The sequence below is a fragment of the Flavobacterium xylosi genome (assembly GCF_042787345.1).
Classification (GTDB): domain Bacteria; phylum Bacteroidota; class Bacteroidia; order Flavobacteriales; family Flavobacteriaceae; genus Flavobacterium; species Flavobacterium xylosi.
This window is the reverse complement of record NZ_JBHZPZ010000013.1, coordinates 16,019-31,148: the sequence shown is the minus strand read 5'-3', so window position 1 is coordinate 31,148 and position 15,130 is coordinate 16,019. Positions and strand designations below refer to the sequence as shown.

Genomic DNA, 15,130 nt, shown 5'->3' with positions numbered 1-15,130 from the left:
ACCCACACCAAACCCATTAAATACCTTTTAAAATGAAAAAAATATACATCGCTGGAAAAGTAACTGGATTGTCAACTGCAGAATGTACAATGAACTTTGGAATAGCTCAAGTAGCTATTGAAAAATTAGGTCATCAAGCCGTGAACCCTTTAGAGGTTGTGAACGATTGGAAATGTCCTTGGGATTTAGCAATGCGAAAATGCATCGCTGCATTAATGCAATGTGACGCAGTTCTAGCTTTAGAAAACTGTAGTCAATCTGAAGGCGCTACTATTGAGTTACAATTGGCTCATAAATTGAGAATGCCCATTTTTTATGAAGTAGAGCATTTTACAAAATTTACAAAAGTAGCGTAGGATGGAGCAACTCACCACCTACCGAGCCAAAGGAAAAGAAATAGGACTTGTATTCCTTTTTAAATACGATTTAAACGGCAATTTAAAGCTATTTGAAATTTGTGAGGGACAATTGAATGACCAACAAATGAAATGGTTGTTTTCCGCCAATTTTCCTGCTGATGAAAGTATTATTCAAAGCGTCTGGATGAAACAAGAAAAATACACCAAAGTATTTATAATTGAAAAGTCAGTAGCCGATTTAAGTTTTGAAGCATTGTGGAATATTTATGGTTATAAGGAGTCGCGAAAAGATGCCGAAAAGGCCTTTGACAAGTTGACTGAAGCCGAAAGGATTAAATGTTTTATCCAAGTACCAAAATATAAGAAAAGGATAGCACAATCGAAAATTGCACAAGCTCTATTGGCGACATGGTTAAACAAGGAACGATTTAACGATGAATACCAAGAAGCGGTACCAACAAAGAATTTTAACCCAATGATTGCCGATTTAGCAAAACGCAAAACGGATAGAAGAATTTAAACAATTAAAAACAATCAATAAAAATGAGTAAAACAATGCAAATCAATCCGCCTCAAGGATTCAAATTTCAATCAGTTGACCAATCGTCAGGAGCTATTAATTTGGTTAAAATTCCAAAAGACATTAAAGTACGCATCGCAAATCTTAATGATGTGATTAGAGAAAATGGGAAAACGGAAGAGGAATTTAGAGAATCATGTAAGGGTCTCGAACCCGACGAAGTGGCCTATAAAATGATAAAGGAAATTGTAAAAGCATTCAATGAAGGTTGGTTACCAGATTGGACAAATAGCAATGAATACAAATATTATCCTTGGTTCAAGATGGGTTCTCCTTCGGGTGGCGGTTTTTCGTACGACGACTGCGGTGACTGGTACTCGCTTTCGGGTGTCGGCTCGCGCCTTTGCTTTAAATCGGCTGATTTAGCAAAACATGCCGGACAATTATTTGAGAGTATTTACAAAGATTTTTTAACAGTTTAAAACAACAAAAAATGTACACAGAAATTAAAACATTCGAAGACGCTTGCAAGGCTATTAATGTAGAGCCTACTATTATTCCAGATTTTTCATTGTTTCCTGAATCGGACAGACAGGCAATGATTGACCACGCCAAATTAGTGATAATCGCCAAAGCTATAAACGGCGACTGGGTACCAGACTGGAAAGATTGGAATCAATACAAATACTATCCTTGGTTCGAGATGGGTTCTCCTTCGGGTGGCGGTTTTTCGTGCCACGGCTACGGTCACCGGGACTCGGATTCGGGTGTCGGCTCGCGCCTTTGCTTTGAAACTAGAGAGCAAGCCAAATATGCAGGAAAGCAATTTGAAGACTTGTACAAAAGCTATTTCGTAAAAGCATAAATAATTAGGGTTGTGTGGTGTCGTTGCTGTAGTTCTCCTTCAGGTGGCAGTTTTTCGTACAACGACTACGATAACTGGAACACGAATTCGAATGTCAGCTCGCACCTGAGCTTAAAATATTAAACACCGCAGACCTTGCCAACACGGCAAAAAATCACATTCTTAATAGGTTCGTTAGTAGAGCAATCGAAAGCGAGCCAATCAAAGCAAAGAAAAAAAATAGATACAAATTTGTTTTAAAATTAAAAATCTTTTGTACGTTTGTCATGCAAAACATTACCAAGGAGAAATCCTTAAAATTATTTAATTAACAATAAGCGACAGCCTCGCCACGGTGAAGGAACGGGAAACCGTCCTAACTCATTCCTTGGAATGTTTTGCACACCTAAAGTGAGGCTTTCGTGTATCTAAATTTTTCTAGTATGCAAAAAGAAAATTTGACACCAATTGCGTTTCAGTTCAGCGCCACAAAACAACAAATTGAGAGTGTTTTGATTGAAAATGAACCTTATTTTATCGCTAAAGACATTTGCGATATTTTAGAATTAGATAATGTAACAAATGCGTTATCAAAATTAGATGATGATGAAAAGCTGACCTTAAAAGTTTTAAGGGCAGGTCAAAACCGAAGCGTTAACTTTGTGAGTGAAAGCGGTTTATTTGCTTTGATTATGCGAAGCAACAAACCCGAAGCTAAAGCTTTTCGCAAATGGGTAACTAGTGAGGTTCTGCCAGCACTACGCAAAAATGGTTTTTATGGTAATTCCAAGAAATCAATTGATTTCATAGATGCCCGTGACATTCCTTATACGCAAGTGCTCTTCAATGAAACTCCGGTGAGAACCATCACACTCAAAGAAATTCCTTATTATTCCCTCAATGACTATCACGCTGCCATCAAGTCCAGAACCGAAAGCCATCAAGCCGCAAAAAAGTTAAATAAAGTGCAACCATTGGCTGTTAAAATATGGTTATTTGGCAATACGCATCCTGCGTGGTTCACTACTTTACAAGGACTTCAACTTATCGCCTCCGGTTCTCGTGTGTTCAATGCGTCTAACCAATTAGTATTGTCATTATGAGAGCCACGAAATATTTCCACACCAAAGAGGCAATGACACAATTTGCCTGTGAGTTCAAAGCCCTGCATCCGCTTAACTGGTACATTCGTACCACGCTAGAGTGCGACCACGCTGTTATCCAGAAACGCAAAGCCATAGTGCTTGTAAGCGATGAAAAAGTGATACAAAGGATTATTTATTGTCCTATTTGTCACAAACACGGAAACGCAATTGTAGAACCTAAAAATGATAGAAAAGATGTGTAATATACAAGTAAACGCACAACAGGAACTTTTGTTAAAGTTCTTTGACGAAATGGTAGACCCGTCATCAATGGCAAAACATCTCCGTAGAGCAACCTATCTAATAGCACAGTCTTATATTCGTTCGGCTGAAAATACAAATCCTATGCGACAAGAATGGGCAGATGATAGCTTTTATTTTCTGAATGAATTAGCCGAAGTTTTAGAGCCTGTTTTGGAGAAGAAATAAATTATATAGAACCGCTCCATTGTGAGCGGTTTTTTTTACATTTAACAACAATTTAAAACAAGAACAAAATGAAAAAAGCATTATTACTCATCGCACTGCTGTTTGGATTATTTGTCCAAGCACAAAATCAAGATATCATTAATAAAATGATGGAAAGTAAAACTATCGAAGATATTAAGGCGGTTACCAACGATATTGTTTCTAAAAGTAAAAACAAATATAATTTTTATAAAAATCAAGAGCTACAATATAGTAATGGTGAGAAGATAGAAAACTTTATATATACTAAAGAAGGGATTACTGATGCGGAAAAAAAGGAAATATATTCACCAATATATAAAAACTGTCTAGTTATTACCTTTGGTAAATGGGAAAAAGGGCAAAATAAAGATTTAGAAATACTTGGAGAGCTAGTCTATTATTTTAAAAATGTATCAGGGTCTTATATGGAACTCGTGGAGTTTTGGAGAACAACATTTTATCCAAATTCTAATAAGGAGGAAATTTTGGATTCTTTCACACTAAAAGAATATCGAGTTAATAAAGATTTGAAATATAAGTTACAAAAGGATATTGATAAATGGAAAATAGTTAAATCATATTAACTAAAAACCACGCCTTCGAGCGTGGTTTTTTTTATCTATAAAGTTGAGTTGTACAATAGATAAAAACTATTTACATTTGCCTATATGTCAGTATCTCTTAATCGTAGTTTAGGTATTCAAAGAAATAAGCTGTTACGTTACAGGCTTATCAAAGAGCTGTACCAAAAACACAAGACCGAAGATATTCCCACAACCGTAGTTTGGCGCAAGTACATTTGTCCAATATACCCTATATCAAGAACTACGCTCTATGAAGTGCTTTGCACTCCTGTAACCTCAGAGTTAAAGAAGATAGAGGATTTAATTGCTATTCAAACTCGATTGTTCGATTAAACATTCGTAATTCCAATAGTATAAGTTACTTCATACTCCTGAATCCCATCATCTCGTTTCACTTTTCGCATAGCGGTACGCATCAAAGCACCCGCAGAACCACCTACAGCAACACCGTGTAATTTACCGTGAACACTTTCTACAATGTCCCAAATCGCCCAAGCTTTGTCTTTTTGAGTTTGTGGTGCTTTCGCACTAGAATTGGTGAGCTTTAAGTTAGCAATACTTATTACAATAGTACCTGTTGCCATTTGCCGGTTTTGTGGTATAGCTGTTTTATCCTTGCCAATATCACTATACTGCAGGTTTCCTATGTCAATTAAAGCTAAAGGGAACTGAGTAGGAGGATTTGGTGAATAATCATCCAGTTGTCCCCAATCTTCATCCACATAGCGTAGTGCTGTAATAGTCTCCAGTGTGTTTTGAATATTTTGTAATACTTCCTTGCTCATCGTTTGAGTTTGTTAAATATTTCTTTTTCTAGTTCCTTCATGTTACGGTCAATTACATGCTCAATGCGTTGGCGCACTTGTGGATGATCACCAATAAACTGCCGTTGTTTGACTTTCATTTTAGCACCTACTTTTTGTAGGGCTAAGGCTCTCCACATTGCGGCTTCACCGGTCAATCTTTTGTTTCTAATCGTGTCTCTCGTGACAACCTGCTGATCCTTATCTCTTTTCATTGTGATGGCTCCATCACTTTTAAAAAACATCGCCCAAAAGAAGCGCTTCATGCGTTCAGTTACAATGATTTCACCACCTTCATTTTGTAAGCTTGCATAAGGTAGACTACTAGACCAGGTAATTTGATTCTTGTTTTCTCTTGACCTTATGGAACGCCGCAGTTTTCCCGTGCGCATCATTAGGCTTCCTTTGTGGTTTGATATTTTTGAGTTTTCCCAAGCTTTGTCAAAAAAGGCTTTACGCTCAAAATTCTTGTCGAATTCGTCAGTTAGATCAATTCTTATATCAGATAGAATATTTTTTATAAAATCTTGCATTATTTTTTAAATTGCTTTTTAACTGCGGTAGCCCCCGCCACTTTGGTATAAGGATGTGCGGGAGGAAAAACTACCTTTTCCGCACCAGGATTAAATCGGAATATCTCTAGTCGGTTTTTGCCATCCTTGCCTATTTGTGATGTAGCAGCTTCACCCGACTTGATTGCCTTTTCGCTGTCACTTGTTGGGAATTTACCTTTCAAAACTTCAAGAGCTTGACAACGGCACTTCCAACCATTTAATGGCATGTAGTGCAACCAAAAAGGGTCTGACTTCGGTAAGGTAATACCATTTAATACGGCGTGTTCTGGTCGTACTGCACCATCGCCAGCAGTTCTATATTGCAATTCATAGCGGGAACTTTCGCCAAACTCAGACCATTTAGCCGCCATTTCTGATGAACCAACTGCAAACTCGTATTCCGCTTCCAGATAGTTTTTATTATATGTAACATTCAGTTTGTCGTACTCGTGAGATAATTGGGCAAACGGTTTCAAATTTCCTTTGTCATCCAACAATAGTTTTGAAGCTTCAAACAATTGTGCGTGGGTTTTTAGTCCCCCAAACAAATGAGCATCTTCCTGCAATGCTGTTCGCATTACATCAGGTATATCATTGTTGGTTATTGCAAAATTGAAGGCTTCAAATGTTTGATTTATCAAATCCTTATAGGCTTTCTCGGTTTGTAAGTCTTTTGGACTGTAACTTCCTTTTTCGTGCAATCGTTTAAATGCCTTTTTACCGATGTTTAAAAGCTTTTTAAATTTATCGCCAAGGGCTAAATTCAATTGCCCGGCTTTAGTGTTGCAATCATCACAACCGCAATCATACAAATTTGATATTCGTAAATGCAATGCCCCAAAATATTCAGGGCTTAGACGAAAAAACCATCGTCAAGATTAAGCGATAAATTAGTGGGTGGTGTAGTCTGTTTTGTCCCTAATACTTTTAGACCAAATTTTGACTCTACCCATTTAGGGTCAATCTCTAAAAAGTTAGCCGCCTCGGTTACCATTTTCCAAAGTACCACTAAATCCTCCGTTGCATCGTATTTATACATCACGCCTGGAGGAAGTATTCCTAAAGTTTGTAAGGCAGGAATAACGGTATCACGCCAGCATTGTTCAATCAATGACAAATCACTATCTACTAAATCGTCAAGAATACCAATCGAGGTTTTTTCTTTGCCGTTTGAACCGTTTTTTGTGTCTTGACCTACCACGGTTCCCGAAACCCCCATCGATAGCTCATTGTTACAATATTGCAATAAATTAGCATACACATCACCATTGGTACTAACACCTTTGGCAAACTCGAAGCTTTCAGAATCATCAATGATAAAGTAGGCAGCTGATCCCATATCAGCCATCATTTGTTTAGCTCGATTGACCATTACTCTGTCTTGAGTATTCGTTTTCATAACACGTGGAGGAATCCCATAAATCTCACACAATTCACTCCAACAACTGCCACCAAAACGTTTAAATAATACCATAGGTACACAGCCATCTAATAATCCTAAAGTGGTGTTTTTTTCGCCAAACTCAATTAACCAGGACCCGTATTCTTTCTGTTCTCTATACTTTATTTTTTTATCGTCAGTATAGTCATAATATAAATAGCCGGTTACAGGATCAACGTTTTGGCGTGCAATGCAATCAAATGTCAATACAGGCTCATTATTAACCAATTTATAGGAGAACTCACCAAGTGAATGACGCCTAAAAATAGTTTCTAAAATGGCTTTGTTGATTTGAAAAACATAGCCTTTGTCCTGGAGTAAAGTGGTTAGATCATCATTGGTTTTGCCATCTGCATTTTTGATGCTGAAAGGTCGGCTCAATGATTTAAGCATTCGATTATTTACCTGTGACTGCAAATGCAAATCTTTCAGGATATTGTCATACAGATTTTGAATAGGAAAGAATTTTGGATTCTCTTCTACCATTGCCATGTTTTGGGCATTGGTCCAGGTCTTGATGTCCTGACGTGTTTGGCTAATTGTTTTTGGAACAATTCCAGAAATATAGTTTGTACTTGGTCCTTTTACTTTCCAAGCTCCTGTTTTATCAGCTAACTCAAAAATTGAATTTCTTTTTGTTACTTCTTGTCCCATCTTAATAATCGTGATTAAATTTTGTTCTTGAACCGAATTCAAAAGGTTGTTTGTCGCCTGCCGTAGTTTCGTCTCGCACTAATTGTGGCAAGGATGAAACGTTTATTGTTCCTGTGGCTACTTTTGTAAACCAACTAGTCGCACGGTCATAGCGGTCCTTTGCCTTTTCATAGATAAAGTCGGCGTTACACAATTCTGCTACATACCACTTCGCGAGTGTGCAGCAATGTTGTACTACTAACGAGTGGCGGTCGTTACCTACCTTATTGAAAATATTTTCGACATCGTACAATAATCGCCCATCCAACCATTTTTTGTTGTCAGTATTTGGGGTTAAATAACTTCTAGCCTCTTCAATAGCCGCACTACAGGCTTGAGCTACTAAATCATTATTACCTTCCGTAATTTGGTCTAGTTGATAGTCATAAATGACACTACCTAAATCTTCTTTATTTATAAACATATTAATGCTGTTTTATTATTTTTTCAACAACCCGCACCCAATGGTTCTTTTTTTCGTGTTGAACATCTTTTAATTTGTCCTGGTATATATAATGTTCCACATAAACCGGAAAGCCTAAAAAGTCAACACCTATTTGATAAATTACTTTTCTCATACTTTAATATTTTCGATTGTTAATGTGTCCTACTACATACTGTGAATTTTCTTTGCTCGCTATGTTTTGAATAATCCAAACACCACCTTCTAATCCATCGGGTCCATCCATCATTTTGGAGTTGGGAGCCACTCCAAGAAATTCCTCCTCCATCTTTTGCATACTTGGATTGTCTTTTTCATCAATATTAAAATACAGACATCCTTGTTTGTGAATAGGCTCAATAGTTCCCTCGATACGAGTGTATTTGTCGTCTTTTTTTCTTTTATCTAATGACATAAAAAGCGGAATTCTATTGAGAATTTTAGCGACAGCTTTCACGAGAGGTTTTAAAACTTGCTCCCAAAATGGTTCTTGTAGGGAGTTGTTTTCTATCCAGTTCTTAAAGGTGTCTACCTTTTTACTCTTAACCCAATCGTGAGCATGATATAGGTTTGTTACAAAAGTTTGTTGAGTCATATTGTCTAGCCAAACCTTGTATAAATAAAAATTTCCTTGTCGATACCCAATAACTCCAGTAAATTTTCGAGAGCTGTTTTTATTGTCTTTATTACTGGTGGCTGGATCGGAATAAATCAACACATGTTCACAAGCTCGAAGCGGTGGGCATTTAGCCCAATGTACTTTTTTGAATAACTTACCAACACGAATAGGGTTGTTGAAATACTCTTTTTGAATCGCACTAGTAGTCATGGTTCTAAAAGCTAAATCAATCAATGCCTCTGTGTTACGTTGTGGCCACGTAGAAACTCCGTTTTTGTCTCGAATATTTACAATGTCGTGAATGTTGGCTTTTTTTGCCATTTCAGTAATACAGCAATATTTGGCAATGATATTACCACAGGCAATAATTAACAACGGCACCGAAATGGAACGGGTTGGAATTAAAGCAGTTTCAATCCATTGGTATTTCTTTTCAATTGTTTCAGGATTATTACAATCCACATCGGTATCAATATCATCAATCAATATTAAGTCTGGGCGTGCGGCATCATTACGAGTTCCACGAGGGGATTGACCTGCTCCAACGGCTCTAAATGAAACGCCTTTCTTGGTGGTGAAATCTCCCTCTTCCCAACCACTTAACGCTTTTTGGTCTCCATAATCATTTTTTAATCGATCATTAACTTCAAGAATTGTTTTGTATGGTTTCAACAGCCTTGAAGCATCATCATAAGTAGCGGATGTAAGTACAACGGTTTTCTTTTTACCTGTCATAGTTAGCAAAAGAACGTCCATCATGGTTCTACCGGACTTAGACAAATCTCTCGCCCAGGAACGCACTTCATACCATTCGGGATTGTCAAGAACACGCTTGGTTGCCTTTTTATGAAATGGTGCGGGTTCTGAAGTATAAAAATTTGGAAAATAGTACTTGTACCATTCCTCTGGATGCGCTTCTAAATACGCAATCCTTTTTAGTTTTTCGGTTGCCGTTTCATTCAAATCAACAGGTGTTGCTCTGTATTGATTGACTACAAAGGCATCCCAAGCTAAAATTTGTTCTTTATCTTTTCTACTTAGTGCCATCGCTCATTTTTTGTTTGATAAAGGCATCACAATAGGTCGTTAACTGATTAGCAAAGGCAGAATCAATACTTCTAATAAAAAGAACTAGATTTTTAGCAACTGATATGGTTTCGCCAATATTCGTCTCCGTTTCCAATCGCTTAATAGCGGTGGTGAGCTTGGAGATCATATCGGTGTCTTTTGAATTTGGAAAGTTTCCAATCAAAATGGGGTAGTCTTCAGCTTTATATACAGGATACTCTAGTTTTTCGTCCCCGGAGCTATCTTTTAGTTTTATAGGTTTCAACATAAAGTTGGGAATATCACGAACAACCAGGCGTGTCTTTATCTCATCATTTACGGCTTGTAATTGACCGTATAATGACGTGATTTGATTGTCCTTGGTAACTAATAATGAAACTTTTTCTTTGTCCCAATCTCCTTTTTTGACCCAAGCACCAACGGTTTTTTCAGTTAGTTTCAAGCGTTCAGCAATCTCTTTTTGACTTAAACCATCGTTAACATAATACCTTTTTGCTAGGTCATGTTCAACCTGTTTTTTGACTCCCATATTTGCGTATTTAATAGCAAAGTTGACAGATAAGAGGCTTTTAAAAAAATTACTGTTTACTTGCTTTACAACTCTGTAAGGTTCTCAAACACAAGTGTTCGGTTGCTGTGCTGTTGTTTTTTTGAGACTTGTGTTTAGCTAATCTTTGTCGTCTCAAAAGGCAATAACTGCCGACCAAAACTCATACAAATGGCCAGACCGGAATACTTTGTTTTTAATGACGAAAATGTGAAAAACTCATACGGGTTTTACATTAATACTTTGGGAATTAAAATGGACCGCTTTAATGACAATCCAGTCATGTTGAACAACCATATAAACTCGAATGAAAATGTTATTGGGAACTGGTCTGACTCCTTGAAAGAAAACGGACTGTTAAAACTAAAACCCCATTTCGATGAAGAAACGAATCTAGGTAAAGACGTCGCTGGTAAAGTAGACCGCGGCTATTTGAAAGGCTGCTCCATGGGAATTATACCCAATTGGGATAGCGTTCAAAAAGTAGGTGACCGCCTCATAATGATGGAATGTGAACTAGCGGAAGGTTCAATTATTCCAGTACCATCCAACAAAGGCGCAATCGCTATTTATAGTGTGGATGGCGAACTCATGAAAGAAGAGGATATAAAATCTCTTTGTTTATCCGTAACCGAAAAAATAAACGAAATCCCTGAAAATTTAAACTCAAAAACAGATATGAACAAAATCATTTTAAGCGTAGCTGCTCTTATGGCCTTAAGCTTTAAAGACCAGCCAAAGGATGGGCTCGACGTTGCTGATGTAGAAGCCAAAGTATTAGGCTTATCTAAACAAGTAACTGACTTAACAGCCGAAAATGCTGGGCTGAAATTAGCGGCACAAACTGCCAAAGAAGCTCAAGAAGCTGCAGTAAAATTAGCCGCAACCCAAAAGGTTGATTTGGCGGTCACTCAGGGTAAAATCCCTGCAGACAAAAAAGAAGCCTTTGTACAATTGGGAATTACTTCACCTGAAGTATTGCAAACCACATTGGATTCTATCCCCGCAAAACAAAATTTGGGTGCGGGTGTAATTGTTCCAGGAGGAACCGGAGGAGCTCCAACGGTAGCAACTATGGAGGAATTCCAAAAGTTGTCAGTTGGTGATCAACTGTCATTCAAGGCGGACAATCCAAATGAGTACCAAAAATTAGTAGAATCAATTAAATAATAAAATATGAATTTTCCAGAAATTTGGGTAAGAAGGGTTATTCAAAATATAACCAACCAATCCGTTGCGCCTTGGCTAGACGGGATTCCAGAACTTGATGCTGACTTTACAGTTCTTGAAGAGGGTTCTGCATCTGAGCTTACGGTGATTAATATTCCACGTGCGAATTTTAATCCTGATGTATTGGTAAACAATAATGTTTATCCAATTCCAATTCAAGCGTATTCCGATGATGGGGTGGTATTGTCTATTGACAAGTATCAAACGAAAGCCACTTCGGTTTCAGATGACCAAATCATAGGTTCTGCTTATGATAAAATTGACGCTACAACTCGTAGTCATGTCAGAGCGATTTTAACTAAAAAGTTCAAAAAAGCAATTCACTCTATTGCGCCAACTTCTACAACAGCAGCTACACCAGTAATTGCAGCTACAGGAACGGCAGTTGGAGGCATAGCAACTTTGCAGTATGATGACCTTGTTGCGCTTAAAGATAAATTCGATGCTGATGAAGTTGATCCAACTGAAAGAAGAATCGTGTTGTCAACTAAGCATTGGAACGACTTGCTAATTGACCGTAAAAACTTTGGGGATCAACTTGTTAATTATAGAACTGGAATGCCAGCGCCAATGATTGCAGGTTTTGAATTGTTCCAATATAACGGAAATCCTTTGTACACTAGCGCGGGTGTGAAAAAAGCATTTGGAGCTGTTAAAGCAGTTGGAGACCGTGAAGGGTCTGTTGCTTTTTGGAAAGGTGGAATTGCAAAGAAAACTGGTTTAACAAAACAGTATTTTACTGCAGCATCTACTGATACTGGAAACCAAGCTAACCTTTTAAACTACCGTCATTACTTTATGGCGTTGCCGTTTGAGAGCAGATTCATTGGATCAATCTACTAGTGCCAAAAACTAGAACCTATAACAAAAGGCTACTGCAAAATGTAGTAGCCTTTTTTTAAAACACCTTAATGGAACAATTTATCTACCCCACGCTAACCGCATTTTTTGCCGCTTTGATTACTTGGTTTTTCAGCCGTAAAAGTACTGAAATTGATAATGGGACTAAGTCAGCTTTGTTTTATCAAAACTTACTAGACGATGCCACCAAAAGAATTAATCAATGCCTTGAAATTATCGATAATCTCAATATTAAAGTAGCTGAAAGGGATAAAATAATTGAAAGCCAAGATATTGAGAAAAAACAGTTACGTCAGCACATACAAGAGTTAATGGTGTCAAACGAAACTTTGATCAATGAAATAAAGAAGTTCAAACAGTTAAACGGAAAAGCATGAGAACGGCTAAAGAAATAAAATACATCGCTATTCATTGTTCGGCTGGTTTCGGTAAGCGGGAATCAATAGAGGCTTTTTGGAAAACCAAAGGATGGAAGTCTCCTGGATACCACCGCTTAATTGAAGTGGATGGAACAATACACAAGCTACTTGATTTTAGCAAAACATCAAACGGTGTTTTAGGTTTCAACGAGCAAACAATCAATATCTGTTATGTAGGAGGTGTTGAAAATAAGGGAACGACGCAACAACCAATTTGGAAAGCCAAAGACACCCGAACGGAAGCCCAAAAAACAGCCCTTAAAAGTTGTATTAAAGAGGCTCAGCAATGGTTACAGAAAAACGCAAACACAAACAAAATTATCATTCAAGGACATCGTGACTTTTCACCCGATTTGAACAAAAACGGAATCATTGAAAGTTGGGAGCGCATTAAAGAATGTCCTTCGTTTGACGCTAAAAAAGAGTATTAATGAAATCACTAAAACACATTGTGTTGTTGTTTTTCTCACTCGTGGTACTGGCTTCTTGCGGAAGTTCGAAGCCCGCCACGTTTGAAAACAAAACGCAAACCATCACTATCAAAGAAACTATCCATGACACCCTTTTTAAGATAGAAAAAGATAGCAGTTCTTATCAAGCATTGCTAGAATGCCAGAACGGTAAGGTTGTTATAAAAAATGTTACTAAAGCCGAACCAGGGCGCACATTAAAAAGCCCAACGGTTCGGCTGGATAACAACCAGTTGAAAATTGACTGTGAGGCACGAGCTCAGGAGTTACTCGCTCATTATAAAAACACACATCAAACGAGTAATGAAGTCATCAGGGTACCGGTCGAAGTAAATAAACTGACTTGGTGGCAGGAAACACAAATTAAACTATTTCGAATCTTCGCCATCCTTTCGCTTTTATTAGCGGTTTGGCTATTTGTAAAATCTAAAATCACATAAAATCATGCACAAAATTTTTGAAACAAATCCAGACTTAAAGAAAGCGTACATCACTTCGGACGGAACGCCATTTTATCAAGAGACTGACGCAAAGAACCACGCCAAAACCTTAAAGGATAAAAGCGTTGAACCTATTTTTAACGAAAAGGAATTACAGGTAGTTGATGAAGAGGAGTTGACGGATGCCGACCTAGAAATGGCAGAATTCGAAGCGGCTGAAAAGCTAAAAGCAGATGAAGAAGCTAAAAGGCAAAAAGCTATTCAGTACCAAATGGAATTAGCTCAAGCATTACTTGAATTTAACCCCGAAACCACTAAATATCCTGAGGCTTTGAAATTATTCAAAACATTAGGATTAGAAGCAGAAAACGAGAAAAAAGATACAATCTTTCCTTTGTTAGTTGCGGCGAAAGCAAGCGCACAAGAAGGAGTTAATACTCAAGAATAATGGGAAAACCAAAAGTAAGTATAGGCTTTGAAAACGGCAACCTTGGGGTTGTCGCTACAAGCCCCGATGGAATTTGCTCTATTGTGGCAAGTGCCGTGGCAAACGGAACTTTTGCTTTAAATACTGTTTATACAGTGTTTAGTTTGAAAGAAGCCGAAACATTGGGCATCATAGGTGGAATTTCTAACTATGAATTGCACAAAACCATCAAGGAGTTTTATGCTGAAGCGGGAGACGGTACTGAGCTTTGGATTTATGGCGTTGCCAAAACCCAAACTTTAGATCAATTAGTGGCTGCAAGTGAAGTTCCATTAATGGCATCAAACAGACGAATCCGTTTTGTGTTGTTGAAATATGCTCCAAGCGTTGCAGAAATGGTGGTTACTGCAGGAATAAGAACGGGTTTTCCTGCCACATTAGCGGCGGCTCAAACTATTGCTGATGATTTCACTATAAACAAAATACACCCAGTTGTTTTTGTTATCGAAGGCTACAATTATACGGGAGTTCCTGCCGATCTAATAGGCTTTTCGGCAACCACTTACAACCGTGTTGCGGTTTTAATTGGTGATACCGAAACCAGAACTGGTACAACAGCTTCCAAAGGTGCTGCAGTTGGAGTTTTAGGAGGTCGTATCGCTAAGAACCAAGTACATGTAAATGTAGGTCGTGTTAGAGATGGCGCATTGAAACCTTTAGAGTTCTTTGTCCTGGACACACCAATTGAGCAAGTCAATATTGATGCTTTGTATGACAAAGGACTTATTACCCTGACTACTCACGTTGGCAAATCGGGTTACTATTTTGTCGATGATCATTTGGCTTGTACGGTTGAGGATGATTATCATTTCTTAACTCGTAGACGTGTTATTGATAAAGCCTATGTTTTAGCTAATGGAGTATTAACCAACTACGTTTTGGATGATTTTGATTTGTTAGATGGTGGGAAACTATCGCCAATTGACGCCAGAACCATAGAGGCCGAAATGGAGCGCGTGATTGCACAAGAAATGAGTGCAAGAAATGAGCTTTCGGTTGACAAGACCAAGGCAAATGATACAGGAGTACAATGTTTAGTAGATACTACTAATAACGTGGCTACTACTGGAATCATTAAAGGAAAAGTACAAGTGAAACCAAAAGGCTACGGTAGATATCTCGAATTTACAATAGGCTATAACCTTAACTCTTAG

The 15,130-nt window shown here is 37.8% G+C and carries 23 protein-coding genes; 15 read left to right on the top strand and 8 right to left on the bottom strand.

The features are described from left to right. The first annotated feature begins 32 nt into the window (after positions 1-32). The 8 genes from ACFX5E_RS11655 to ACFX5E_RS11620 all read left to right on the top strand — a co-directional run bounded on the left by ACFX5E_RS11655 (position 33) and on the right by ACFX5E_RS11620 (position 3,902). Positions 33-356 carry a DUF4406 domain-containing protein gene (locus tag ACFX5E_RS11655; protein ID WP_379855331.1) on the top strand — a complete coding sequence of 108 codons (324 nt, stop codon included), beginning with the start codon at positions 33-35 and terminating at the stop codon, positions 354-356. Position 357: 1 nt separating this feature from the next. Further along, a complete protein-coding gene (locus tag ACFX5E_RS11650) occupies positions 358-879 on the top strand; it encodes a hypothetical protein (protein ID WP_379855330.1) in 522 nt (173 codons plus the stop codon). Between the two features lie 23 nt (positions 880-902). Next, complete coding sequence (locus ACFX5E_RS11645; RefSeq protein ID WP_379855329.1) at positions 903-1,361, top strand: hypothetical protein; 459 nt, start codon at positions 903-905, stop codon at positions 1,359-1,361. Between the two features lie 11 nt (positions 1,362-1,372). Then, positions 1,373-1,744 (top strand): hypothetical protein, encoded by a 372-nt coding sequence (locus ACFX5E_RS11640; protein ID WP_379855328.1) that lies wholly within the window; start codon positions 1,373-1,375, stop codon positions 1,742-1,744. A gap of 422 nt (positions 1,745-2,166) precedes the next feature. Beyond that, the gene (locus ACFX5E_RS11635) at positions 2,167-2,826 is read left to right on the top strand and encodes a BRO-N domain-containing protein (RefSeq protein ID WP_379855327.1); all 660 of its coding nucleotides are present in this window, start codon (positions 2,167-2,169) and stop codon (positions 2,824-2,826) included. Then, positions 2,823-3,071, top strand: a complete 249-nt coding sequence (locus tag ACFX5E_RS11630) for a hypothetical protein (RefSeq protein WP_379855326.1) — start codon at positions 2,823-2,825, stop codon at positions 3,069-3,071. The genes ACFX5E_RS11635 and ACFX5E_RS11630 overlap by 4 nt, the downstream gene beginning before the upstream one ends. Continuing rightward, positions 3,064-3,297, top strand: coding sequence for a hypothetical protein (locus ACFX5E_RS11625; protein WP_379855325.1), 234 nt, complete (start codon positions 3,064-3,066; stop codon positions 3,295-3,297). The genes ACFX5E_RS11630 and ACFX5E_RS11625 overlap by 8 nt, the downstream gene beginning before the upstream one ends. Positions 3,298-3,365: 68 nt before the next feature. Continuing rightward, positions 3,366-3,902 carry a hypothetical protein gene (locus tag ACFX5E_RS11620; protein ID WP_379855324.1) on the top strand — a complete coding sequence of 179 codons (537 nt, stop codon included), beginning with the start codon at positions 3,366-3,368 and terminating at the stop codon, positions 3,900-3,902. A gap of 329 nt (positions 3,903-4,231) precedes the next feature. On the opposite strand, the gene ACFX5E_RS11615 is transcribed toward ACFX5E_RS11620, so the two are convergent. From ACFX5E_RS11615 to ACFX5E_RS11580, 8 genes are all read right to left on the bottom strand, one after another. Next, the gene (locus ACFX5E_RS11615; RefSeq protein WP_379855323.1) at positions 4,232-4,687 is read right to left on the bottom strand and encodes a hypothetical protein; all 456 of its coding nucleotides are present in this window, start codon (positions 4,685-4,687) and stop codon (positions 4,232-4,234) included. Then, positions 4,684-5,238 carry a hypothetical protein gene (locus tag ACFX5E_RS11610; RefSeq protein WP_379855322.1) on the bottom strand — a complete coding sequence of 185 codons (555 nt, stop codon included), beginning with the start codon at positions 5,236-5,238 and terminating at the stop codon, positions 4,684-4,686. Before ACFX5E_RS11610 ends, ACFX5E_RS11615 begins: the two co-directional genes overlap by 4 nt. Further along, positions 5,238-6,026, bottom strand: a complete 789-nt coding sequence (locus ACFX5E_RS11605; protein WP_379855321.1) for a phage head morphogenesis protein — start codon at positions 6,024-6,026, stop codon at positions 5,238-5,240. Before ACFX5E_RS11605 ends, ACFX5E_RS11610 begins: the two co-directional genes overlap by 1 nt. Positions 6,027-6,112: 86 nt before the next feature. After that, a complete protein-coding gene (locus ACFX5E_RS11600) occupies positions 6,113-7,354 on the bottom strand; it encodes a phage portal protein family protein (protein ID WP_379855320.1) in 1,242 nt (413 codons plus the stop codon). A gap of 1 nt (position 7,355) precedes the next feature. Next, complete coding sequence (locus tag ACFX5E_RS11595) at positions 7,356-7,817, bottom strand: phage protein Gp36 family protein (protein WP_379855319.1); 462 nt, start codon at positions 7,815-7,817, stop codon at positions 7,356-7,358. A gap of 1 nt (position 7,818) precedes the next feature. Beyond that, a complete protein-coding gene (locus ACFX5E_RS11590) occupies positions 7,819-7,971 on the bottom strand; it encodes a hypothetical protein (RefSeq protein ID WP_379855318.1) in 153 nt (50 codons plus the stop codon). A gap of 3 nt (positions 7,972-7,974) precedes the next feature. Next, entirely contained in the window at positions 7,975-9,501 is a 1,527-nt protein-coding gene (locus tag ACFX5E_RS11585; RefSeq protein ID WP_379855317.1) for a hypothetical protein, read from the bottom strand. Continuing rightward, on the bottom strand, positions 9,488-10,051 hold the full coding sequence (locus tag ACFX5E_RS11580) for a terminase gpP N-terminus-related DNA-binding protein (RefSeq protein ID WP_379855316.1): 564 nt from the start codon (positions 10,049-10,051) through the stop codon (positions 9,488-9,490). Before ACFX5E_RS11580 ends, ACFX5E_RS11585 begins: the two co-directional genes overlap by 14 nt. A gap of 189 nt (positions 10,052-10,240) precedes the next feature. Here ACFX5E_RS11580 and ACFX5E_RS11575 point away from each other — a divergent pair, with 189 nt between their 5' ends. The 7 genes from ACFX5E_RS11575 (at position 10,241) to ACFX5E_RS11545 (ending at position 15,130) form a co-directional block, all read left to right on the top strand. Then, positions 10,241-11,239, top strand: coding sequence for an HK97 family phage prohead protease (locus tag ACFX5E_RS11575; protein WP_379855315.1), 999 nt, complete (start codon positions 10,241-10,243; stop codon positions 11,237-11,239). 6 nt (positions 11,240-11,245) lie between these two features. After that, positions 11,246-12,142, top strand: coding sequence for a phage major capsid protein (locus tag ACFX5E_RS11570; RefSeq protein ID WP_126766924.1), 897 nt, complete (start codon positions 11,246-11,248; stop codon positions 12,140-12,142). 68 nt (positions 12,143-12,210) lie between these two features. Further along, positions 12,211-12,537, top strand: coding sequence for a hypothetical protein (locus tag ACFX5E_RS11565; protein WP_126563465.1), 327 nt, complete (start codon positions 12,211-12,213; stop codon positions 12,535-12,537). After that, a complete protein-coding gene (locus tag ACFX5E_RS11560; RefSeq protein ID WP_379855314.1) occupies positions 12,534-13,010 on the top strand; it encodes an N-acetylmuramoyl-L-alanine amidase in 477 nt (158 codons plus the stop codon). The genes ACFX5E_RS11565 and ACFX5E_RS11560 overlap by 4 nt, the downstream gene beginning before the upstream one ends. Next, positions 13,010-13,489, top strand: a complete 480-nt coding sequence (locus ACFX5E_RS11555; RefSeq protein ID WP_126766926.1) for a hypothetical protein — start codon at positions 13,010-13,012, stop codon at positions 13,487-13,489. The genes ACFX5E_RS11560 and ACFX5E_RS11555 overlap by 1 nt, the downstream gene beginning before the upstream one ends. A gap of 4 nt (positions 13,490-13,493) precedes the next feature. Beyond that, positions 13,494-13,937 (top strand): hypothetical protein, encoded by a 444-nt coding sequence (locus ACFX5E_RS11550; protein ID WP_379855313.1) that lies wholly within the window; start codon positions 13,494-13,496, stop codon positions 13,935-13,937. After that, entirely contained in the window at positions 13,937-15,130 is a 1,194-nt protein-coding gene (locus ACFX5E_RS11545; RefSeq protein WP_379855312.1) for a DUF2586 family protein, read from the top strand. Before ACFX5E_RS11550 ends, ACFX5E_RS11545 begins: the two co-directional genes overlap by 1 nt.

Excerpts from the sequence above, each read along its gene's own strand:
- ACFX5E_RS11655 (WP_379855331.1), top strand. The coding sequence starts at position 33 with ATGAAAAAAATATACATCGCTGGAAAAGTAACTGGATTGTCAACTGCA.
- ACFX5E_RS11650 (WP_379855330.1), top strand. The coding sequence starts at position 358 with ATGGAGCAACTCACCACCTACCGAGCCAAAGGAAAAGAAATAGGACTT.
- ACFX5E_RS11645 (WP_379855329.1), top strand. The coding sequence starts at position 903 with ATGAGTAAAACAATGCAAATCAATCCGCCTCAAGGATTCAAATTTCAA.
- ACFX5E_RS11640 (WP_379855328.1), top strand. The coding sequence starts at position 1,373 with ATGTACACAGAAATTAAAACATTCGAAGACGCTTGCAAGGCTATTAAT.
- ACFX5E_RS11635 (WP_379855327.1), top strand. The coding sequence starts at position 2,167 with ATGCAAAAAGAAAATTTGACACCAATTGCGTTTCAGTTCAGCGCCACA.
- ACFX5E_RS11630 (WP_379855326.1), top strand. The coding sequence starts at position 2,823 with ATGAGAGCCACGAAATATTTCCACACCAAAGAGGCAATGACACAATTT.
- ACFX5E_RS11625 (WP_379855325.1), top strand. The coding sequence starts at position 3,064 with ATGTGTAATATACAAGTAAACGCACAACAGGAACTTTTGTTAAAGTTC.
- ACFX5E_RS11620 (WP_379855324.1), top strand. The coding sequence starts at position 3,366 with ATGAAAAAAGCATTATTACTCATCGCACTGCTGTTTGGATTATTTGTC.
- ACFX5E_RS11615 (WP_379855323.1), bottom strand. The coding sequence starts at position 4,687 with ATGAGCAAGGAAGTATTACAAAATATTCAAAACACACTGGAGACTATT.
- ACFX5E_RS11610 (WP_379855322.1), bottom strand. The coding sequence starts at position 5,238 with ATGCAAGATTTTATAAAAAATATTCTATCTGATATAAGAATTGATCTA.
- ACFX5E_RS11600 (WP_379855320.1), bottom strand. The coding sequence starts at position 7,354 with ATGGGACAAGAAGTAACAAAAAGAAATTCAATTTTTGAGTTAGCTGAT.
- ACFX5E_RS11595 (WP_379855319.1), bottom strand. The coding sequence starts at position 7,817 with ATGTTTATAAATAAAGAAGATTTAGGTAGTGTCATTTATGACTATCAA.
- ACFX5E_RS11590 (WP_379855318.1), bottom strand. The coding sequence starts at position 7,971 with ATGAGAAAAGTAATTTATCAAATAGGTGTTGACTTTTTAGGCTTTCCG.
- ACFX5E_RS11585 (WP_379855317.1), bottom strand. The coding sequence starts at position 9,501 with ATGGCACTAAGTAGAAAAGATAAAGAACAAATTTTAGCTTGGGATGCC.
- ACFX5E_RS11580 (WP_379855316.1), bottom strand. The coding sequence starts at position 10,051 with ATGGGAGTCAAAAAACAGGTTGAACATGACCTAGCAAAAAGGTATTAT.
- ACFX5E_RS11575 (WP_379855315.1), top strand. The coding sequence starts at position 10,241 with ATGGCCAGACCGGAATACTTTGTTTTTAATGACGAAAATGTGAAAAAC.
- ACFX5E_RS11570 (WP_126766924.1), top strand. The coding sequence starts at position 11,246 with ATGAATTTTCCAGAAATTTGGGTAAGAAGGGTTATTCAAAATATAACC.
- ACFX5E_RS11565 (WP_126563465.1), top strand. The coding sequence starts at position 12,211 with ATGGAACAATTTATCTACCCCACGCTAACCGCATTTTTTGCCGCTTTG.
- ACFX5E_RS11560 (WP_379855314.1), top strand. The coding sequence starts at position 12,534 with ATGAGAACGGCTAAAGAAATAAAATACATCGCTATTCATTGTTCGGCT.
- ACFX5E_RS11555 (WP_126766926.1), top strand. The coding sequence starts at position 13,010 with ATGAAATCACTAAAACACATTGTGTTGTTGTTTTTCTCACTCGTGGTA.
- ACFX5E_RS11550 (WP_379855313.1), top strand. The coding sequence starts at position 13,494 with ATGCACAAAATTTTTGAAACAAATCCAGACTTAAAGAAAGCGTACATC.
- ACFX5E_RS11545 (WP_379855312.1), top strand. The coding sequence starts at position 13,937 with ATGGGAAAACCAAAAGTAAGTATAGGCTTTGAAAACGGCAACCTTGGG.